Raw genomic sequence first — 16,873 nt, forward strand, 5'->3', positions numbered from 1 at the left:
ATACTTTTCATGTCCACATTTACATAAATTCCTATGAATTTCAGAAAATTAACATAAAAATTCGTCCAATTGCATAGAAAACTGCACAGAACCAATTCCTTTAGAATAAACTGAATTGAGAATGAAAATGCGTTGCAAATCGAGCAGCTTGCAGGAGTTTATATGGACAATATCAGCTATAGTGATGAAGCAATGACAAGTGCAGGATTACCTTATGATAATATAAATTGGTATAATATTGCGGGTCAGCCTTTTGGTACTGCCTCTAGATTTAATGTTATTGTATTTAATGATGCCAATAACATTATAGATATTGAAGGGCCTGTAGCAATAGGCGGAAGTTTTTACAGCCCCAGGGGTTTGAGTGTTGGCTTTGCCAATAAAGGTAACAAAGCAGTCAATTACTCACCGGATTTAGTACGCTTTTTAGTTGGCGGTAATGTATCTATGACCGGCCCTTTGGTTGTGATCGGTCATGTGGTTGTGGGCGGAGGATTCCGTGCAGCCAAGGGAAGCACCTATTTAATCGGAAAAGATGGAATGAATGATGGGATACAAGAACTGAAATTTTTGTACCAGGCCAATGGAGGCAGCCAATATTGGACACCATCAGATAAAGGTGATCACTATGTGGTTCCCAGTTATGACGTACCAAGATATATACCTGCAAGCAGGATAGGTGCTGACTTACCTAGATTTTTTAGTGATGCCAGGGAAAGCATCGGTTTCTACAAAGACTGTATTGAGTCTTTAACTCCAAATGGAAATGTAGTGGATAATAATTACGAGTGGATTTTAAGGGGCAATGATCCTGTACAGAATGTATTCCTTATCGATGTAAGACCAAATGGTTTAATCAATAAAGGAATTCGTGCAGAAGTTCCACAAGGAAGCAGAGTTATTGTAAGGCTGAGAACAGGAGCAAATGCCCATTTGCAATACGGTGTTTATGGGGAAAGAAGTAAGACTAATCAGACATTGTATGTGTTTGAGGATGCAACTAATATTTATATGGAAAAGTCTTCTGATATCTGGGGAAGTATATTGGCACCACAGGCTATGTTCCATGCTCATCCTACAGGCGGCCATGTAAGCGGCAATGCTGCCTTAGGATCTTTTGCCGTAAATGCTGAGAGCGGCTTTGAATTTCACTATTACCCATTTATTGGAGGAGTGATATGTCCAGCTGCAGCACCAGCTCCGGAAGTACCTCAGGTATCACCAGGACAGGAAGAACAGGTATGCCCACCTTGTCCGGCACCCACACCTTGTCCGACACCACAACCTTGTCCGACACCACCACCCTGTCCGGCACCAATCCCTTGTCCGACACCACCACCCTGTCCGGCACCACCACCTTGCCCCACCCCGGAACCCTGCCCAGCGTGTCCAGTACCGCCACCTTGTCCTACTCCGGAACCCTGCCCAGCATGTCCGGTACCACCACCATGCCCTACCCCGGAGCCCTGCCCAGCGTGCCCGGTACCAGAACCCTGTCCAGCGTGTCCGGTTTGTCCACCATGTCCGGTACCGCCACCATGTCCGGTACCAGAACCCTGTCCAGCGTGTCCGGTTTGTCCACCATGTCCGGTACCAGAACCATGCCCTGCATGTCCGGAATGCCCGATACCGGAGCCATGCCCAGCCTGCCCGGAACCGGAAACCATATTTGTTCCCATTCCAATACCAATACCTGCAGAGTGTCCGGAACCGAAACCCTGCCCTGTTTGTGAGGAATGCCTGATTAAACCCTGTATTATTGCGGGCTGTGTCTGGGGCTGTTACTGCAATAGTTTCCATGATTGGGATGTAAAGTTATATGAGAGATGCAAAGACATTGATACCTTACTGTGCTGCGTACAGATCAATGGTTGCGGCTGCTTTGAGTTTACAGTTCCTTTTGAAGGTTTTTATATCTTAAAAGTAAGAATGTCTGATAACTGCTGCAAGACATTCCGGTGTAAACCAATCATTACGTTGAATAATGTTGGCGTAGCCTGTTTTATGATTGATTAATTTTATTTCAATTTGCTGTTTATTATATTTTATCAGAGCTGCTGCATGCGGAGGTATACCTTAATTGCAGCAGCTTTTTTAATTTTGCCTTTAAAGGTTTGCCTTACTTTTGGAAATGGAAATGCTGCCAGTTCTCTGGCAGAAACTGGAAGGAATGAGTGAAGCTTTAGCAAAAGAAGCTGAACATTTCGGAGTGAAACTTACCATGGTTGAACCAGGAGGCTACTGGACAGATTTATACCTTTCGATGAGCTACAGCGATCCATTGGATTCATACGGGACACTTCGCGAAGAACTGGCCAAACAGTATTCCGAAGGTTCGGCAGATAGTGATCCTTCCTTGGCAGCGGAAGCCCTTATGAAATTAGCAGATAGTGATAATCCTCCCCTGCGGCTTATCCTAGGCAGCATGGTTTATGATTTGGCAATGGACGCATTAAAGAAACGTATGAATGCTTGGGAGGAATGGGAGGCAGTTAGCCGTGCATCGGAAAATGCGATCCCCGCACCTGAGGGATATGGAGTATTTAAGGAGGAAGAGTAATGACGTATATATATTTGATGAATAATGTAAAACCATTAAATAAGGAACTCATAAAGAGTCATGTGGATCATCTAAAAGAATTAAAGAATCAAGGCAGACTTGTATTTTGCGGGCCTTTTATCGATTACCCCGTTTAGCTGAAGATTTGGCAGAAGCAACGAAGATTGCGAAATCAGATCCTTTCATTGCTTCCGGATGTAAATCTTTTGAAATCAGAACGCTGGAACCAGCTAATGACGAAAACAATTACCTTTTGGGAGAATAAACTGGCATTCGGATCATTTTTGACGGATCAAAACATGGAACCCTTGGTATTGATTTCAAAAGTGTGCAGCTTTTAAAGTCTTGAAAATACTAGGGTTCACGGATACTGTATTATAAAAGTTAATATTTCGTCTTGTTTTTATCCCTCGATATGTGTTTATGAAAACATATCGAGGGATTTTAATATATTCTTGACAAAATATAGAAATTGGAGTAATGTTTTTATATGTCTAAACGACATATAACCTACAACTTTATAAAGGAGTAATTGCATGATAGAGTTAATTATTTTAGGATTTTTATCTTATAATAATCCTCTTACCTTATACGACATAAAAAAGGGAATGGAAAGAAGCACCGAATATTTTGCAAGTACAAGTCAAGGCGCAATCCATCCGGCTTTAGTGAAACTTGAGAAGAATGGATATATAACTTCAAAAGAGGAAGTTAAAAATAATAGGACAAAAAAGTTATACAGAATTACGGATTCTGGAAGAGAACGATTTAGCATGCTGATGAGACAGGATTTGGGTTTTGATAAGTATAAGTCCACACAATTGCTAAAGATGCTATTCTTTAATGAATTAAACAAAGAGGAACGGTTGGAATCGATTAGCATCCATATTAAGAACTTTAAAAATATGCAGAAAGACCTTGTAAACATTAGAGATGAAGGGAATTTGCGCCTTGAGGAAATGGGGGGATCTCTGGAAAACCACAGACCGGCAAAATATGAAAATGATGCTCTTGCGTTTGGCCTTGCGTATACCAGCTTTGTGATAAAGTGGTTTGAAGATTATTTTAAAAGGATAGAGGGGGAGTCATGAAAATATCAATTTTTGATTTAGGACAAAACAATAGAAATGAATCACTGGCTCAGGAAATTAAGAATTACTATCTGGAAACAAAAAAGGAAACAGAGGTAGTCATCTATCATTCTATGGATACCGAAATGAAGGATTGTATCGGTTGTTGGAGCTGCTGGTGGAAGACCCCTGGAAAATGTGCGTTGAACGATGATGCATTTAAATTGTATAAGGACTATATAAACAGTGATGAAGTAGTTATTTTGTTTCATACAGCAAATGGATTTATTGATGGAAAGGGAAAAACATTTCTGGATCGATTAATTCAACATTATCTACCCTACATTAAATTAAGAAATGGTGAATGCTGTCACTTGAAACGATATGATAAATATCCTGTTATGAACTTCTATTTTGAAAAGAGTGGGTTAAGTACAGAGGAAGTGAAAATCATAAAGGACTATCTCACCCGCATGGCATACCATTTCCAAAGCCCTTGTAAAGAAATATTGTATGAAAATGAAAGCATACAAACAGCTGACTTAGAAAGCACAAAGCTTATGGCTGAGGTTTTGTCAAAGGAAGTTATTGAAAGAAAACCAAGCGGCAAATGGGTGATTTATAATGGATCTCCAAGGGGGAATCATTCTAACAGTAAACTGATCATTGAAAAGATAATAATGGGAATGAAGGCACAGGGAGCAGAAAATATAGAAGTTAGGAATTTGATAAATATAAAAGAACAGAAAAATTGGGCTGAGAATTTCAGCTCCGTTGAAAATAATTTATTTGTATTTCCGCTTTATGTTCACGCTATGCCGGGATCAGTAATGAAATTCTTTGAACTACTAAAGCCAATTAACGATAAAGAGGTACATATGGCATTTTTAGTTCAGTCCGGTTTTCCAGAGACTAGTCAGTCGTACTATTTGAGACCTTATCTTGAACTAATTACAAAAAGGCTGGGGGTATCCTTTGACGGAACCATTATAAAAGGCGGTGTGGAAGGTATCCAAATGAAACCAGAAAATGCCAACAAAAAGTTCTTTGATCAAATGGAGTTAATAGGAAGAACATATGCCAGCAAAGGAATCATGGATTTAAACCTGAAAAAAGAATATGAAAAATCAGAGTATCTTTCAAAAGGGACTCAATTATTATTTTCTATATTCTCATTAACCGGATTAACGAACTACTATTGGGATTTCAATCTTAAGAAGAATGGTGCTTATGAAAAAAGATTTGCAAAACCATATACGGAATGAAAACAAGTGGGGAAGTTTTTTATAGTAAGGGAGGAATTGTACGATGCGAGAGTATTTTCTAAAAACAAACCGGATTGGTTTCTCGAAGTGGAGTGCTTCCGATTTGGATTTGGCTGCTCAGCTATGGGGAGATAAAGAGGTCACACAGTTTATTTGCGCTTCCGGAAAGTTTACACGTCAGGATATCGTTAACCGCCTGGATACTGAAATTCATAATGATGAGGAGTTTCATATACAGTATTGGCCTATTTTTGAGCTTGCTACAGATGAACTGATTGGCTGTTGCGGTATCCGCCCCTTTAAAACGGATACGCATTCCTATGAGTTTGGTTCTCATCTACGAAAAAAATACTGGGGCATGGGATATGCCTCTGAGGCAGCAAGAGCCGTCATAAATTACAGTTTTGATATTTTAAAGACAGTTAAATTGTATGCAGGACATCATCCGCAAAATAAGGCTTCAGAAAAGCTGCTCTTGAGACTGGGTTTTCAATATATTGGTTTGAATTTTTATGAACCGACGGGATTGTATCATCCGTCCTATGAAATCGGGGTGCCGGTTTCAATAGAAGATTAGAGGAATTCACAATTTAATTGTGCTTTATAAAAATCAATAGATTTTATTTGTATAGCCTGAGAGGAAAGTTATAATAGGTTTTATCAAGAATTCCAGATTTTACGGATTAAGGAAGATAAAACAAGCGCATTACGCCGAGCAGCCTCCATGCTGCTCGGCGTTAGTTCCTATTAACCCAAGAATTTATGAATCCGGGAATTTATTATTTCGTTGTATTTTTCGTTCTAAATGGTCTGAAGAATGCGCGAATATCATCGGCCATAACTTCGGGTTCCTCCATAGCAGTAAAATGTCCGCCGCGAGGCATTGAAGTCCAGCGGGTTATATTCAGATTTTGCTCAGCCCATTTTTTAGGTGGCAATAAGACATCAGCCGGGAAAAGGGCAATGCCTGTGGGAACCTCTATGCGCCCCATCAAAGGCAAAGAATGCACGTTTTCATAATACATATTAGCTGATGACCCTATAGTATTAGTAACCCAATAGATCATTATATTCGTGAGTAGTTCATCCTCGCTAAACCTTTGTCGAAGGTCGCCGTTACAATCGCTCCATGAACGGAATTTTTCAATAATCCAACCAGCCAAACCAACTGGTGAGTCGGAAAGTCCGTAGGAAATGGTTTGAGGTTTTGTGGATTGAATCGACATATAGGCTCCCTCATTGGAAATCCATTCCTGCGCATTTCTTTTGTACTGCAGCTCTTCTTCCGAAAGATCCTCTTGTTCTTTCGTATATACGAGACTTCTGATTATTCCGATGTCTGTCAGGTGAATACCGTATAGAAGCTCCGGATGGTTTAAGGCTAAATATCTCGTAACACCAGATCCCATATCTCCGCCTGCAGCAGCAAACTTTTCATAGCCGAGTTTTTCGGTCATTAGTTTAGACCAAAGCTCAGAAACCCGACAATTGTTCACACCGCCATGCTCAGGGCGACTGGAAAAACCAAATCCAGGTATGGAAGGGACGATTACATCGAAAGAGTCTTCCGGGTCACCGCCGTGACGAGCCGGATCAGTGAGAAGAGGGATAATCTTCCGGTAACGCAAATAACTGTCAGGCCAGCCGTGAGTAAGAATAATTGGCAAAGGGCACGGCCCCTTACCGCGTTCGTGAATGAAGTGCACATTGATACCATCGATATCACTTTGAAACTGAGAAAAGCGGTTTAATTCGGCTTCCTGTGCGCGCCAATCATACTGATCCCGCCAATACGTAATCAGAGATTTTAAGTAACCAATTTCAGTCCCTCGTTCCCAGCTGGTGTTTACAAATTGGTCTGGCCAGCGAACATGCTCCAGCCTGTATTTTAGGTCATCTAATGTTTCATTGGATATTTGGATATGAAAACGTTCAATGTCCATTATTTTTCTCCCTTCATTTATAGGTTCATGCAAATGTTTTACCATAATTTGATGAAAAATTAATTATATTTAAAGTGTACCATTTTAAAAATATGATACAATGAGAGAAATGTAGTTTCTAACTATACTATCTGCAGAGAGGGGGTAGACTGCTATGCCTCAATTTGACCGTCATAAAAACCGGACAGTAAAGATTGAATTTGTTACTGCCGAGGACTTTAAAACTCTTCCATATAAGGAGCGTTTTACAATTATTTTTATTACGGATGGAAGTATCACAGGGATATTGAATGACCGCCCAATGAAAATATCTGCACCAGGTGTTTTGTGTTTGTCGAAAGAAGATACAATAAAAATATCTGACAGTAACAAAGTATCAGCACAATCCTTCAGCTTTCATACGGATTTTTTAAACAGTACACGAATTTCTGAAAAGTTGGACAACGTTTCAACTAATTTAAGAATACAAACCGGTCTTTCACTTTTTCGCCGAGATCATACACAAACCGGGGTACCCCTTGTAACCGCTAAAGCATATCCGCAGTTATTTGAGTGGTTTTTTGTGCTTGGAACAGAAGTGTCTGCCCAAAGCGATGCACTTTGGGTATGCAGAATAAAAAAATACCTTATACAAATATTGGGTTTGCTTGAAAATCTAAGCCACCAGGCGGAACAATCACCAGTTGATGTAGTACTAGAATATATATACACGAATTATTCAAATAAAATTATATTGGAGGACTTAACCAGCTGTGCACACTTAAACCGGGTATCTTTAAATGAACTGTTTAAAGAAAGATGCGGTTGTACAGCAATGGGCTATTTGCAGTTGTACCGAATGCAGGTAGCAGGGGATCTTCTGATCCACACAGACATGAGTCTCAATGAAATTGCACGTTCAACAGGATTTGAATATGACACTTACTTTATAAAACAATTTACAGCTAAAAGAGGGCTATCCCCTACATCATATCGGAATTTTTGCCGTGAGCATGCCGCATCTTTATAAGAGGATTGCTCTCATATTCAATGCTTCTTTTTCAGTTCAGGATAAAAATTCTTCCGCATAAAAGTCCACTGACATGTTCCGACAAAAAATCCTTTTAAGGGGCTTTTTATCTTTTTTATTTCTTTAAATCCTAACATGGAATAAAGGTTTTTTGCAGAATTATCTTCAGCAACCGCTAATGACCAAGTAGCATGGCCCCGATCCAATAATGCCTGTTCGGCGTGTTGAAGCAGCAGCCTGCCAATTCCTTTCCCACGTAATGCCTCACTAACTGCGATGTGCTCTATATAGCATTCATTTGGCGTGTTAGCATCTAGCAGCAGCATTTTAAAAAACAGCAGTACGGTATTAATGACGCCGTACCTTTTGCATAAGGAAATGACCGGTATTCTTTTATTTCCTTTTTCTTTTTTACCGCAGAGTATTAATATCACTCCAACAATATTCTGATTTTGTCTTGCAACAAAATGGAGATAGGAGGGATCACCGGCTTTTAAATCCCAAGAAGCATATATAATATCTTTTATTTCGCTAACGCTTAAATTCTGACGATGGCAAAACTTGCTGTTAAAAGAATGAACTAATAAGGAAATTACGCTTTCGAAATCTTTGTCTTGATACTCTTCAATAATAATATGATCCATGACAGGCCTTCCTTTACAAACGATTATTTAGGTACTATACTTACCATAAACCCTTGAGCGGCTCAAGAGTCAATGGCTCAATTCAATTTTAAGGAGGGCAAGATGCACGGATTGTTACGTATAGGACAAGTAAGTAAATTGTATGGTATATCTTTGGATACTTTACGCCACTATGATCGAAAGGGGTTGCTTGAACCAATCGTTGATTCCCAAAGTGGTTACCGGTATTATTCTCTGGAACATCTGGATATTTTAGAAATGATTCTGGTAGGAAAATATACTGAAATCCCCCTGGATCAAATGAAGGAAAAAATAGATTCGGAAAGCATTAATGGATATTTGTCCATGATACAAGAACAGAGCAGCCGCATCTATGAAAAACAAAAGATATTAAACCAGCTTGGGCAATATACGGAGGGTATGCTGGAACTACTGAAAACGATCACTGAATTTAAAAATGATTACAGCTTTTCTACCGTTACCATTAATAAAGATATGAATTTGACTATTTACAACGTGGATTTGCAAACACTTCTAGGTGAAAATACAATCCTGCATCAAATAGATGGAATGGAATCTTTTGAGCAATGGTTTTCTTATCATGTTAAAGCAAACGGAACAATTGTAGAAAACGGCGAGACAATCGGACTTTCCGTTCTTGACAATATGATAAATACGAAGATATTGCAAAGGAGTTTAGAATTTGCATCTAAGTCTGATTTTGTATCGCGGCACCACGTAGCCGGTTGTTATGGAATCATTTCATTTTGGGGAACTCAAAAAGATTTAGTGGAATATCTATATGAATTATGCCGTCATTTTGATTTGCACGATACCGTTTTGTTAATTAAATTTCGATTTGCGTTGCCTCATAAAAGTATGGACCATGAGTATTTTGTAGAAATATACTTTCCCCATAACCCAGCATAATTCTGTTTATGTGTTAGAATCAGATTTTCCCGGGGTGGAAATAAATGGCAGGTATGTTGTATAATGAGCTTGAGGTGATTAGTATGAATAGAATTATAGCGGCAGCCATTGTAAAAGAAGGTAAGACTTTTATAGCGAGGCGCAATTACGGATCGCTGGCAGGCTATTGGGAATTTCCAGGTGGAAAAGTAGAAGGTAATGAAACAGATGCAGAATGCTTAAAGAGAGAAATTATGGAAGAATTATCTGTGAAACTCAAGATAGAAGAGTGTCTTGGTGAACAGCAGTTTTTTGTTGATAGAAAAGAATATATGATGGTTTTGTACAAGGCAGTTTTATTAGATGAAAACTTCCGACTCAGTGTGCATAGTGAAACTGCATGGGTGGAGAAGGAGCAGCTGCATAAGTATAAGCTGGCGCCAGTGGATGAATTATTGGTGCAGCAGGGGTGTTTGGAGGGACTCGTCTGAAAAAACAACACGATGATATACCAGAGGTTTCAATCTCTCTAAACAAAAAATATCGTGGGTTTGGTATTGGAACCGAATTGATGAAGCGAATGCTGAAGTTACTTAAATGCAAGGGATATAAAAAAGCATCACTTACGTACAAAAGGACAATTATGCGGTGCGTATGTATCATAAGGCAGGATTCAAAATTATTGATGAAACTATGAAGGAGTTCATAATGGAGTATCTTTTCTGAGATGAATTCCAGTTGGAAGGGAGATATATAAATGGAGTGTAAAATACGGGAATGGCAGATAGAGGATGCCGAAAATTTAGCATTAGTGATAAATAACAAAAAAATCCAGGATAACCTAAGAGATGGGCTGCCTTATCCCTATACCGTTGAAAATGCGAAAGAATACATTACTTCTATGTTATCGGCGGACAAGGATGAGACATATGCTTTTGCAATTACGGTAGATGATAAAGCGATCGGAAGCATTGGAGTGTTCCGCTGTAACAACATTCATTTCAGAAGTGCTGAAATGGGTTATTATATAGCAGAATCCTATTGGGGGAAAGGAATTGGCACAAGTGCAGTGGAACAGACCTGCAGGTATATTTTTGAAAATACGGATATTATCAGGATATTTGCAGAACCCTTTGCTTATAATAATGCATCTTGCCATATTCTTGAAAAGGCCGGTTTCCAATGTGAAGGTATCTTGAGAAAGAATGCAATAAAAAATGGGGTTATTCTCGATATGAAAATGTATGCACTGATTAAAGAAGATTGATAAATTATATATACACGATCCATACTTGATATTAGGAAGGTGAATCCATGGGACATATTACAAGCAAAGATGCCTATAAGAATTTAGAAGAAAGAATCAATTGGTTCACACAAGGGGCTCCGCCAACGGAAAGCCTATATAAAATTTTGCAGGTTCTATATACAGAAAAGGAAGCTAAATGGGTCGCATTATTGCCGGTTCGTCCATTTACAGCAAAAAAAGCAGCTAAAATATGGAACACCAGTGAATGGAAAGCAGAAGCTTTTTTAGAACATCTTTGCGAGAAAGCGTTACTTGTGGATTCATTTTATAATGGGGTACGTCAATTTGTTATGCCGCCGCCAATGGCAGGGTTCATTGAATTTGCATTGATGCGCACAAGAGGCGATATTGATCAGAAATATTTAAGTGAATTGTATTATCAATACATGAATGTAGAAGAAGATTTTGTTAAGGATTTATTTTTCGCAACAGAGACGTATCTTGGACGAGTCTATGTTCAGGAGCCGGTCCTGACAAGTGAAAACACAATTCATATTTTGGATTATGAAAGAGCCAGTCATATAATTGAAGATGCAGCTTATATAGGCCTTGGAACCTGTTATTGCAGGCATAAGATGCTGCATGCAGGCCATCCATGTGAAATAAATGCCCCGCTGGATGTTTGCCTCACCCTTGGAAATGTGGCCCGTTCTCTTGCAGAAAATGGACAGCATGCAAGATTAATTGATAAGAAAGAAGCAATGGATGTATTAGAACGTTCTTATGCAGCAAATCTTGTACAAATTGGCGAAAATGTTCGTGAAGCTCCGGCTTTTATCTGCAATTGCTGCGGTTGCTGTTGCGAAGCTTTGCAGGCAGCAAGAAAATTCAGTCCAATGCAGCCTGTGGCTACTACAAATTTTATACCTAAGATTTCGGAACAATGTATAGGATGTGGTAAATGTGCAAAGGTATGTCCGGTATTGGCTATTTCCATGCAAAAAAACAAAGAGGGGAAAGCTGCAGCTCAGGTGGACGAGGAGGTATGTCTTGGCTGTGGTGTATGTGTGCGGAGCTGTCCTAAAAATGCCATTGAATTAGTGCGAAGAGAGGTACAAGTCATTACACCGGTAAATAGTACTCATAGATTTGTGCTGCAAGCAATCGAAAAGGGAACCCTCCAAAATCTCATATTTGATAATCAGGCATTTAACAATCATCGTGCGATGGCAGCAGTACTTGGTGTTATACTTAAATTACCCCCATTAAAGCAGATGATGGCTAGCAAACAGTTTAAATCCATATATTTGGATAAATTGCTGTCAAATAAAAGCACAAAAAGGTCATAAAATGTATGCAGAAAAAATGAGGAGTAATTTCAAGATATAGCTTACAAAAAATCAAAAGGCTAAGTTTTTAGGTCAGCTTTAGGGACCTTTAAACTTAGCCTCTTTTTACAAAGATGCAGAAAGGATATCTAAAGTAGCATGAGCGAACATGTACAATAAAAGCATGTTGATTCCAGAAAACTTGATATTATGTTTAGGAAGGCTGTTAAAGGCAAGATTGACTGCATAATCACATAATCTAACAGTAGATTATCAAGTGATATCAGTAAGTTTAAAGAATAATAGAATTTTTAAGGAAAAAATGACACGAAAGAGCATATGGTGGATTTTTATTATCAAATGGGCAGGCTTTATTAATATTCTTAAAAGACTGATTTAATATATTTGACATTTGAATCAACTATTTTAATAATAATATTAATATTATTGATTTATATATTGACATATTTAATTTACGGTTGTATATTATAATCAAATACTACATCAGAAAGGTGAAAATATGAAATACAAAGCTCCGGGTAAATGTCCCGTATGTGGTGAGAAGCTTTCCATAACCAAGCTAAGCTGTCCCAGGTGTTCTACAGCCATTGAAGGCGATTTCCAGCCTTGTGAATTCTGCCGTCTTCCAGAAGAGGATCTCGAGTTTGTCAAGGTATTCATAAGATGCCGCGGTAATATCAAGGATGTTGAGAAAGAACTGGGCATCTCTTATCCCACGGTCCGGGGTAAACTGGATTCGGTCATAAGAGGCCTTGGGTATGAAGTATCATCAAAAGAATCAATGAAGGAGAATGAAGATAAGGCAACCGCCAGGAATGAAATTCTTGACCAATTATCAAAAGGTGAAATCTCCCCAAAGGAAGCAACGGAACGAATTAAAAATCTATAATTAATAGGAGGGTCAGTCCATGAGTGAACAACAAAAAATACTGGAAATGATAGAAAAAGGGCAGATTACCGCTGCAGAAGGCATGGAGCTTTTGGAAGCTCTGAATGTGACTAAGGGAACGGAAGCAATCCAAAGGGTTGAAACTGTAACAGCTGCAAGACGAAACTATAAGTTCCTTAAAGTAAAAGTAACGTCGGATGACAATTCCGTTAATGTTAACGTAAATATACCGTTACGATTGCTGACTACGATCAGTGAAATCGCTGATAAGATGACTACTATGGTTCCTGCTGATGCCAGAAGAGAGATGGAAGCAAAGGGGATCGATATTTCCAGCATCGATTTTGCAAAGATAATCGAAGAGATCATAAACGGCACCTTGGATGATCCGAATATCGTTGATGTGGAAGCCTGGGATGAAAGCCATAAAGCAATGGTAAAGGTGAAAGTATATGTCGATTAAGGGCTGTCATTTTTTGCGGATCAAGCTCCAGATTGAGAACAGAAGGTTCATAAGAATTCCCTTTCCCATTCCCCTGTATATTTTTCAGGAATTATTGGACTGTTTTCAGGATTTACTGACTGTCGCATGTTTCTTTGTACCGAAAGTGCCTGATCCCGGCTCATCCTCCTCAATCACCATCCATTCAGTGAAAGTGCTCAATATTGCAGCCATGAAGCTGCTGGATTCATTATCCGAGGATGAACCATATAATCTTGTCGATGTCACAACAGACAAAGTCAAAGTATTAATTAAAATCAGGTAAAGCATGTCTATTGGAGGTAAAAATGACGAAGCCGTTCATAAAATATATATCAATCGTATTAACCATATATCTGATGTCATATGTATCACACTCGGTTTATATTGGCAGCATCCCGGCACTTCTTATTATGGGATTGGTACTGTTGGTAGTAAACTTTATATTAAAGCCGATTCTGCTGTTGTTTACACTGCCGGTCAACTTACTGACCTTAGGATTATTCAGTTTTATTGTGAATGCCTGGACGATTATGATTGCAGATCAATTTGTAGCAGACATAAGCATGGGCGGCTTTCTTAATTCACTTCTGGCTGCCTTTATCATTGCTATCTTTAATCATCTGCTCAGGGATATGAATAAGGGATAAATTGATAGGTTACAGGTGTAAGAGGCATATGGTAATATTAAAATCGAAGAAAAGAAGAGGATAGTCCGGAAATGATTTTGGAGTATCCTCTTCTTTATTACGTTCTGCAACTAAAGTCGGTGGGAGAAGACTGCAATAAACTGAATAATTGTGATTTTTACACAAAAATAATTCTAATAATTATTATATAATTAACATTGAATAATAAAAAGAAAACCAATATAATAACAGAGTATCAATTGTTCTTTGAAAAAATCATATCTATATAGCTGTTTAAAACGTAGCTGGGAACACGCGGCATACTGCTGGTATCATATATACCGATTAGCGTATGAGGGTGTTTCGTGGCCACCCGAACCGCCGGCAGTACACCAGTCATATAGTCTATGAAACAAAGCTTGTTATGTATTTAATACCAGGAGGTAATGATGAAAGGAACCCTGCTTGTAAAGAATGTAAAACATCTTGTGACATGTGACGCTGATGACAGACTGCTGGAGGGAGTGAATGTGCTGATAAAGAACGGTGTAATAGCCGAAGTCGGCAGCAATGAACAAACAGCTGATGATGTGATCGACGCATCTAATATGGTGATGTATCCGGGACTTATTAATACTCACCATCATTTATATCAAACCTTCAGCCGTAATTTGCCTCAGGTTCAGAGGATGGAATTATTCCCGTGGTTAAAAACTTTATATGAAATCTGGAAGCACGTAGATGAGAACGTGGTTTATTACAGTTCCCTTACAGGACTTGGGGAGCTGTTAAAAACAGGGTGTACCACCTGTTTGGACCATCATTACGTGTTCCCAAAGCATGCTGGAACAGGGCTATTGGATGCCCAGTTTTCTGCAGCGGAGGCGCTTGGCATCCGTTTTCACGCCACAAGAGGCAGTATGGACTTGAGTGTGAAGGACGGCGGTTTGCCGCCGGATTCCGTTGTCCAGACAGTGGATGAGATTTTAAAGGATTCCGAAGCTGCTGTGAAAAAATTCCATGATGGCAGCCCTTATTCCATGCGCCAGGTGGCATTGGCTCCCTGTTCCCCCTTCAGTGTGACCGGGGAACTTTTGAAGGAATCGGCAAAGTTGGCCAGAAAGCTGGGGGTAAGACTACACACTCATTTGGCAGAGACAAAGGATGAAGAACAATTTACCCTTTCTCACTTCGGTATGCGGCCTTTAGCATATATGGAAAGCCTGGGCTGGGTCGGCCCTGATGTATGGTATGCCCACGGGATTCATTTTAACGAGGATGAACTGGAGCTTTTGGCCAGAACTCAGACAGGTGTAGCTCATTGTCCCATCTCCAACATGAAGCTGTCTTCAGGCATTGCTTCCATCCCGGAAATGCTTAATCTGGATGTCCCTGTAGGCTTGGCTGTGGACGGATCAGCCAGCAACGACGGCTCCAATCTTCTGGAAGAAATGAGAGTGGGCTACCTTCTCCACAGGCTAAATGACAGCCGGAAGGCACCTAGCGGATATGATATGCTGAAAATCGCAACCAAGGGAAGTGCTAGAGTGCTGGGCCGGGAAAATTTAGGAGAAATTTCTGCAGGTATGGCGGCGGATTTTTTCCTGGTCGATTTAAACCGTATTGATATGATAGGCGCTCAGTTTGATCCAATGTCGATTTTGAGCACGGTAGGGCTTAAGGGCAGTGTGGACTATACGGTTGTAAATGGCAATATTGTTGTGAAAGAAGGCCGGCTGGTGCGAATGGACGAAGAGAATTTGGTTCGGAAAGCAAATGAGGCCGTAGCTGACTATTTAAATAACTGAAACATTTCCTGCATCACTGAACAGATTTGTTCGCCATGATTGCCAAGGAAGAACTGATTGTAGGGGCTGCCTTTAGGTTGTTTTGTCCGCAGCCCTTACAATAGGCAAAATACTGGAGAATCGTATAGAACAGTCAAGTAAATCTTTGCTATAATAAGAGCTGCAGAATAAACCAAGATGTAATTTTATGCGCTCAGGGAGTACCAAAAGAAGAAGTATTACGGATCTTAAGTCTGATTTTTAAGGCCCAAAGTTTCGGACGCTTTAAAACCCAATAAATATGATCATCGAAGTCAACATTTATTCATTGGAAGTCAGTTTAAGAATGATCTGCTGATGCTGAGGATATTTTTCTATCAACTCACTTCTTTTGAATAACTCAAAGTCTTTAAATTCAAATCCTGGCGATACCATACAGCCCACTAATGCATATCCTTTATTATTCATAGCGGAACCAAATATATAATCCTTTGGCACCAATACTTGAGGTTTTTCATTATTTTCAATATCAAGTCCCAGCTGTTCGGTGAAAAACTCTCCCTTTGGGCTGATCATATAAATCGTCAGGGGAGAACCCGAATGATAGTACCACATTTCATCTGATTTTAGTCTGTGAAAATTAGATACTTCTCCGTCCCTGAGTAAAAAATAGATACTTGTCCAAAGTATTCGTGAACCTTCAAAGTCAACCTTTAACTCTTTTGATGTTATAGTTTCTTCCGACGCATAAATTTCTTTGTAAAACCCACCTTCCGGATGTGCTGTCATGTTCAAGTTTTTAATAAAATAATCTGCTGTATGCATAGTGATACTCCTTTCAATTTTTTCTTATTTTATTATATCTTATTATTTGGATATGTAAATTTAATTCTACAAATGATACATTTAAAATAAGATGTAGAGGAGATGAAAAAAACTCGGTATGGAAGAGCCTGTATTGCAGCAGTTAAAAATTGTAATGGATTCCATACTAAATACAATGAAATAATATCTGTGCATTGATAAAGATAAGAATACCTCCTGACTGCAGATGGCAGTATAAGGTGTTTGTATCATTGACTTTCTTCA

At 39.3% G+C, this 16,873-nt stretch carries 19 protein-coding genes and 1 pseudogene; 17 read left to right on the forward strand and 3 right to left on the reverse strand.

Annotated elements, in window-relative coordinates; translation table 11 throughout:
• Positions 1-192: 192 nt before the first annotated feature.
• The 7 genes and pseudogenes from BMW45_RS29105 to BMW45_RS15920 all read left to right on the forward strand — a co-directional run.
• Positions 193-1,158: pseudogene (locus BMW45_RS29105) on the forward strand (collagen-binding domain-containing protein); the annotation flags it as partial.
• A 20-nt stretch (positions 1,159-1,178) separates the two neighbouring features.
• Positions 1,179-1,733 carry a hypothetical protein gene (locus BMW45_RS28515; RefSeq protein WP_242883057.1) on the forward strand — a complete coding sequence of 185 codons (555 nt, stop codon included), beginning with the start codon at positions 1,179-1,181 and terminating at the stop codon, positions 1,731-1,733.
• A 437-nt stretch (positions 1,734-2,170) separates the two neighbouring features.
• A complete protein-coding gene (locus tag BMW45_RS15900) occupies positions 2,171-2,560 on the forward strand; it encodes a hypothetical protein (protein ID WP_242883059.1) in 390 nt (129 codons plus the stop codon).
• The gene (locus BMW45_RS28520; protein ID WP_242883062.1) at positions 2,560-2,697 is read left to right on the forward strand and encodes a YciI family protein; all 138 of its coding nucleotides are present in this window, start codon (positions 2,560-2,562) and stop codon (positions 2,695-2,697) included. The genes BMW45_RS15900 and BMW45_RS28520 overlap by 1 nt, the downstream gene beginning before the upstream one ends.
• Positions 2,698-3,096: 399 nt before the next feature.
• Complete coding sequence (locus BMW45_RS15910) at positions 3,097-3,651, forward strand: PadR family transcriptional regulator (RefSeq protein ID WP_092245619.1); 555 nt, start codon at positions 3,097-3,099, stop codon at positions 3,649-3,651.
• Positions 3,648-4,895, forward strand: a complete 1,248-nt coding sequence (locus BMW45_RS15915) for a flavodoxin family protein (RefSeq protein WP_092245622.1) — start codon at positions 3,648-3,650, stop codon at positions 4,893-4,895. Before BMW45_RS15910 ends, BMW45_RS15915 begins: the two co-directional genes overlap by 4 nt.
• Positions 4,896-4,938: 43 nt before the next feature.
• Positions 4,939-5,472, forward strand: a complete 534-nt coding sequence (locus BMW45_RS15920) for a GNAT family N-acetyltransferase (RefSeq protein WP_092245625.1) — start codon at positions 4,939-4,941, stop codon at positions 5,470-5,472.
• Between the two features lie 202 nt (positions 5,473-5,674).
• On the opposite strand, the gene BMW45_RS15925 is transcribed toward BMW45_RS15920, so the two are convergent.
• The gene (locus BMW45_RS15925) at positions 5,675-6,838 is read right to left on the reverse strand and encodes an epoxide hydrolase family protein (RefSeq protein ID WP_092245628.1); all 1,164 of its coding nucleotides are present in this window, start codon (positions 6,836-6,838) and stop codon (positions 5,675-5,677) included.
• Positions 6,839-6,992: 154 nt separating this feature from the next.
• Here BMW45_RS15925 and BMW45_RS15930 point away from each other — a divergent pair, with 154 nt between their 5' ends.
• Positions 6,993-7,847 (forward strand): AraC family transcriptional regulator, encoded by an 855-nt coding sequence (locus tag BMW45_RS15930; RefSeq protein ID WP_092245631.1) that lies wholly within the window; start codon positions 6,993-6,995, stop codon positions 7,845-7,847.
• Positions 7,848-7,864: 17 nt separating this feature from the next.
• Here the strand turns inward: BMW45_RS15930 and BMW45_RS15935 are convergent, their stop codons facing one another.
• Positions 7,865-8,491, reverse strand: coding sequence for a GNAT family N-acetyltransferase (locus tag BMW45_RS15935; protein WP_092245634.1), 627 nt, complete (start codon positions 8,489-8,491; stop codon positions 7,865-7,867).
• 102 nt (positions 8,492-8,593) lie between these two features.
• Between BMW45_RS15935 and BMW45_RS15940 the strand changes: the two genes are divergently transcribed.
• The 9 genes from BMW45_RS15940 to BMW45_RS15980 all read left to right on the forward strand — a co-directional run bounded on the left by BMW45_RS15940 (position 8,594) and on the right by BMW45_RS15980 (position 15,805).
• Positions 8,594-9,421: a MerR family DNA-binding transcriptional regulator gene (locus tag BMW45_RS15940; protein ID WP_092245637.1), complete on the forward strand. Its 828-nt coding sequence runs from the start codon at positions 8,594-8,596 to the stop codon at positions 9,419-9,421.
• A gap of 83 nt (positions 9,422-9,504) precedes the next feature.
• Entirely contained in the window at positions 9,505-9,891 is a 387-nt protein-coding gene (locus BMW45_RS15945) for a (deoxy)nucleoside triphosphate pyrophosphohydrolase (protein ID WP_166433376.1), read from the forward strand.
• Positions 9,870-10,097, forward strand: coding sequence for a GNAT family N-acetyltransferase (locus tag BMW45_RS28990; protein ID WP_278320792.1), 228 nt, complete (start codon positions 9,870-9,872; stop codon positions 10,095-10,097). The genes BMW45_RS15945 and BMW45_RS28990 overlap by 22 nt, the downstream gene beginning before the upstream one ends.
• Positions 10,098-10,157: 60 nt before the next feature.
• A complete protein-coding gene (locus tag BMW45_RS15950; protein ID WP_092245642.1) occupies positions 10,158-10,667 on the forward strand; it encodes a GNAT family N-acetyltransferase in 510 nt (169 codons plus the stop codon).
• A gap of 47 nt (positions 10,668-10,714) precedes the next feature.
• Complete coding sequence (locus tag BMW45_RS15955) at positions 10,715-11,998, forward strand: 4Fe-4S dicluster domain-containing protein (protein WP_092245645.1); 1,284 nt, start codon at positions 10,715-10,717, stop codon at positions 11,996-11,998.
• Positions 11,999-12,497: 499 nt separating this feature from the next.
• The gene (locus BMW45_RS15960) at positions 12,498-12,887 is read left to right on the forward strand and encodes a DUF2089 domain-containing protein (protein ID WP_025233947.1); all 390 of its coding nucleotides are present in this window, start codon (positions 12,498-12,500) and stop codon (positions 12,885-12,887) included.
• A gap of 19 nt (positions 12,888-12,906) precedes the next feature.
• The gene (locus BMW45_RS15965; protein ID WP_025233946.1) at positions 12,907-13,350 is read left to right on the forward strand and encodes an SHOCT-like domain-containing protein; all 444 of its coding nucleotides are present in this window, start codon (positions 12,907-12,909) and stop codon (positions 13,348-13,350) included.
• A 326-nt stretch (positions 13,351-13,676) separates the two neighbouring features.
• Positions 13,677-14,018 (forward strand): phage holin family protein, encoded by a 342-nt coding sequence (locus BMW45_RS15975; RefSeq protein ID WP_092245649.1) that lies wholly within the window; start codon positions 13,677-13,679, stop codon positions 14,016-14,018.
• Between the two features lie 428 nt (positions 14,019-14,446).
• Positions 14,447-15,805, forward strand: coding sequence for an 8-oxoguanine deaminase (locus tag BMW45_RS15980; RefSeq protein WP_092245652.1), 1,359 nt, complete (start codon positions 14,447-14,449; stop codon positions 15,803-15,805).
• A 300-nt stretch (positions 15,806-16,105) separates the two neighbouring features.
• Here the strand turns inward: BMW45_RS15980 and BMW45_RS15985 are convergent, their stop codons facing one another.
• Positions 16,106-16,609: a cupin domain-containing protein gene (locus tag BMW45_RS15985; protein ID WP_025233942.1), complete on the reverse strand. Its 504-nt coding sequence runs from the start codon at positions 16,607-16,609 to the stop codon at positions 16,106-16,108.
• Positions 16,610-16,873 lie beyond the last annotated feature (264 nt).

It is taken from the genome of Lacrimispora sphenoides (genome assembly GCF_900105215.1).
GTDB classification, from domain to species: Bacteria; Bacillota; Clostridia; order Lachnospirales; family Lachnospiraceae; genus Lacrimispora; species Lacrimispora sphenoides_A.

Excerpts from the sequence above, each read along its gene's own strand:
- BMW45_RS28515 (WP_242883057.1), top strand. The coding sequence starts at position 1,179 with ATGTCCAGCTGCAGCACCAGCTCCGGAAGTACCTCAGGTATCACCAGG.
- BMW45_RS15900 (WP_242883059.1), top strand. The coding sequence starts at position 2,171 with ATGAGTGAAGCTTTAGCAAAAGAAGCTGAACATTTCGGAGTGAAACTT.
- BMW45_RS28520 (WP_242883062.1), top strand. The coding sequence starts at position 2,560 with ATGACGTATATATATTTGATGAATAATGTAAAACCATTAAATAAGGAA.
- BMW45_RS15910 (WP_092245619.1), top strand. The coding sequence starts at position 3,097 with ATGATAGAGTTAATTATTTTAGGATTTTTATCTTATAATAATCCTCTT.
- BMW45_RS15915 (WP_092245622.1), top strand. The coding sequence starts at position 3,648 with ATGAAAATATCAATTTTTGATTTAGGACAAAACAATAGAAATGAATCA.
- BMW45_RS15920 (WP_092245625.1), top strand. The coding sequence starts at position 4,939 with ATGCGAGAGTATTTTCTAAAAACAAACCGGATTGGTTTCTCGAAGTGG.
- BMW45_RS15925 (WP_092245628.1), bottom strand. The coding sequence starts at position 6,838 with ATGGACATTGAACGTTTTCATATCCAAATATCCAATGAAACATTAGAT.
- BMW45_RS15930 (WP_092245631.1), top strand. The coding sequence starts at position 6,993 with ATGCCTCAATTTGACCGTCATAAAAACCGGACAGTAAAGATTGAATTT.
- BMW45_RS15935 (WP_092245634.1), bottom strand. The coding sequence starts at position 8,491 with ATGGATCATATTATTATTGAAGAGTATCAAGACAAAGATTTCGAAAGC.
- BMW45_RS15940 (WP_092245637.1), top strand. The coding sequence starts at position 8,594 with ATGCACGGATTGTTACGTATAGGACAAGTAAGTAAATTGTATGGTATA.
- BMW45_RS15945 (WP_166433376.1), top strand. The coding sequence starts at position 9,505 with ATGAATAGAATTATAGCGGCAGCCATTGTAAAAGAAGGTAAGACTTTT.
- BMW45_RS15950 (WP_092245642.1), top strand. The coding sequence starts at position 10,158 with ATGGAGTGTAAAATACGGGAATGGCAGATAGAGGATGCCGAAAATTTA.
- BMW45_RS15955 (WP_092245645.1), top strand. The coding sequence starts at position 10,715 with ATGGGACATATTACAAGCAAAGATGCCTATAAGAATTTAGAAGAAAGA.
- BMW45_RS15960 (WP_025233947.1), top strand. The coding sequence starts at position 12,498 with ATGAAATACAAAGCTCCGGGTAAATGTCCCGTATGTGGTGAGAAGCTT.
- BMW45_RS15965 (WP_025233946.1), top strand. The coding sequence starts at position 12,907 with ATGAGTGAACAACAAAAAATACTGGAAATGATAGAAAAAGGGCAGATT.
- BMW45_RS15975 (WP_092245649.1), top strand. The coding sequence starts at position 13,677 with ATGACGAAGCCGTTCATAAAATATATATCAATCGTATTAACCATATAT.
- BMW45_RS15980 (WP_092245652.1), top strand. The coding sequence starts at position 14,447 with ATGAAAGGAACCCTGCTTGTAAAGAATGTAAAACATCTTGTGACATGT.
- BMW45_RS15985 (WP_025233942.1), bottom strand. The coding sequence starts at position 16,609 with ATGCATACAGCAGATTATTTTATTAAAAACTTGAACATGACAGCACAT.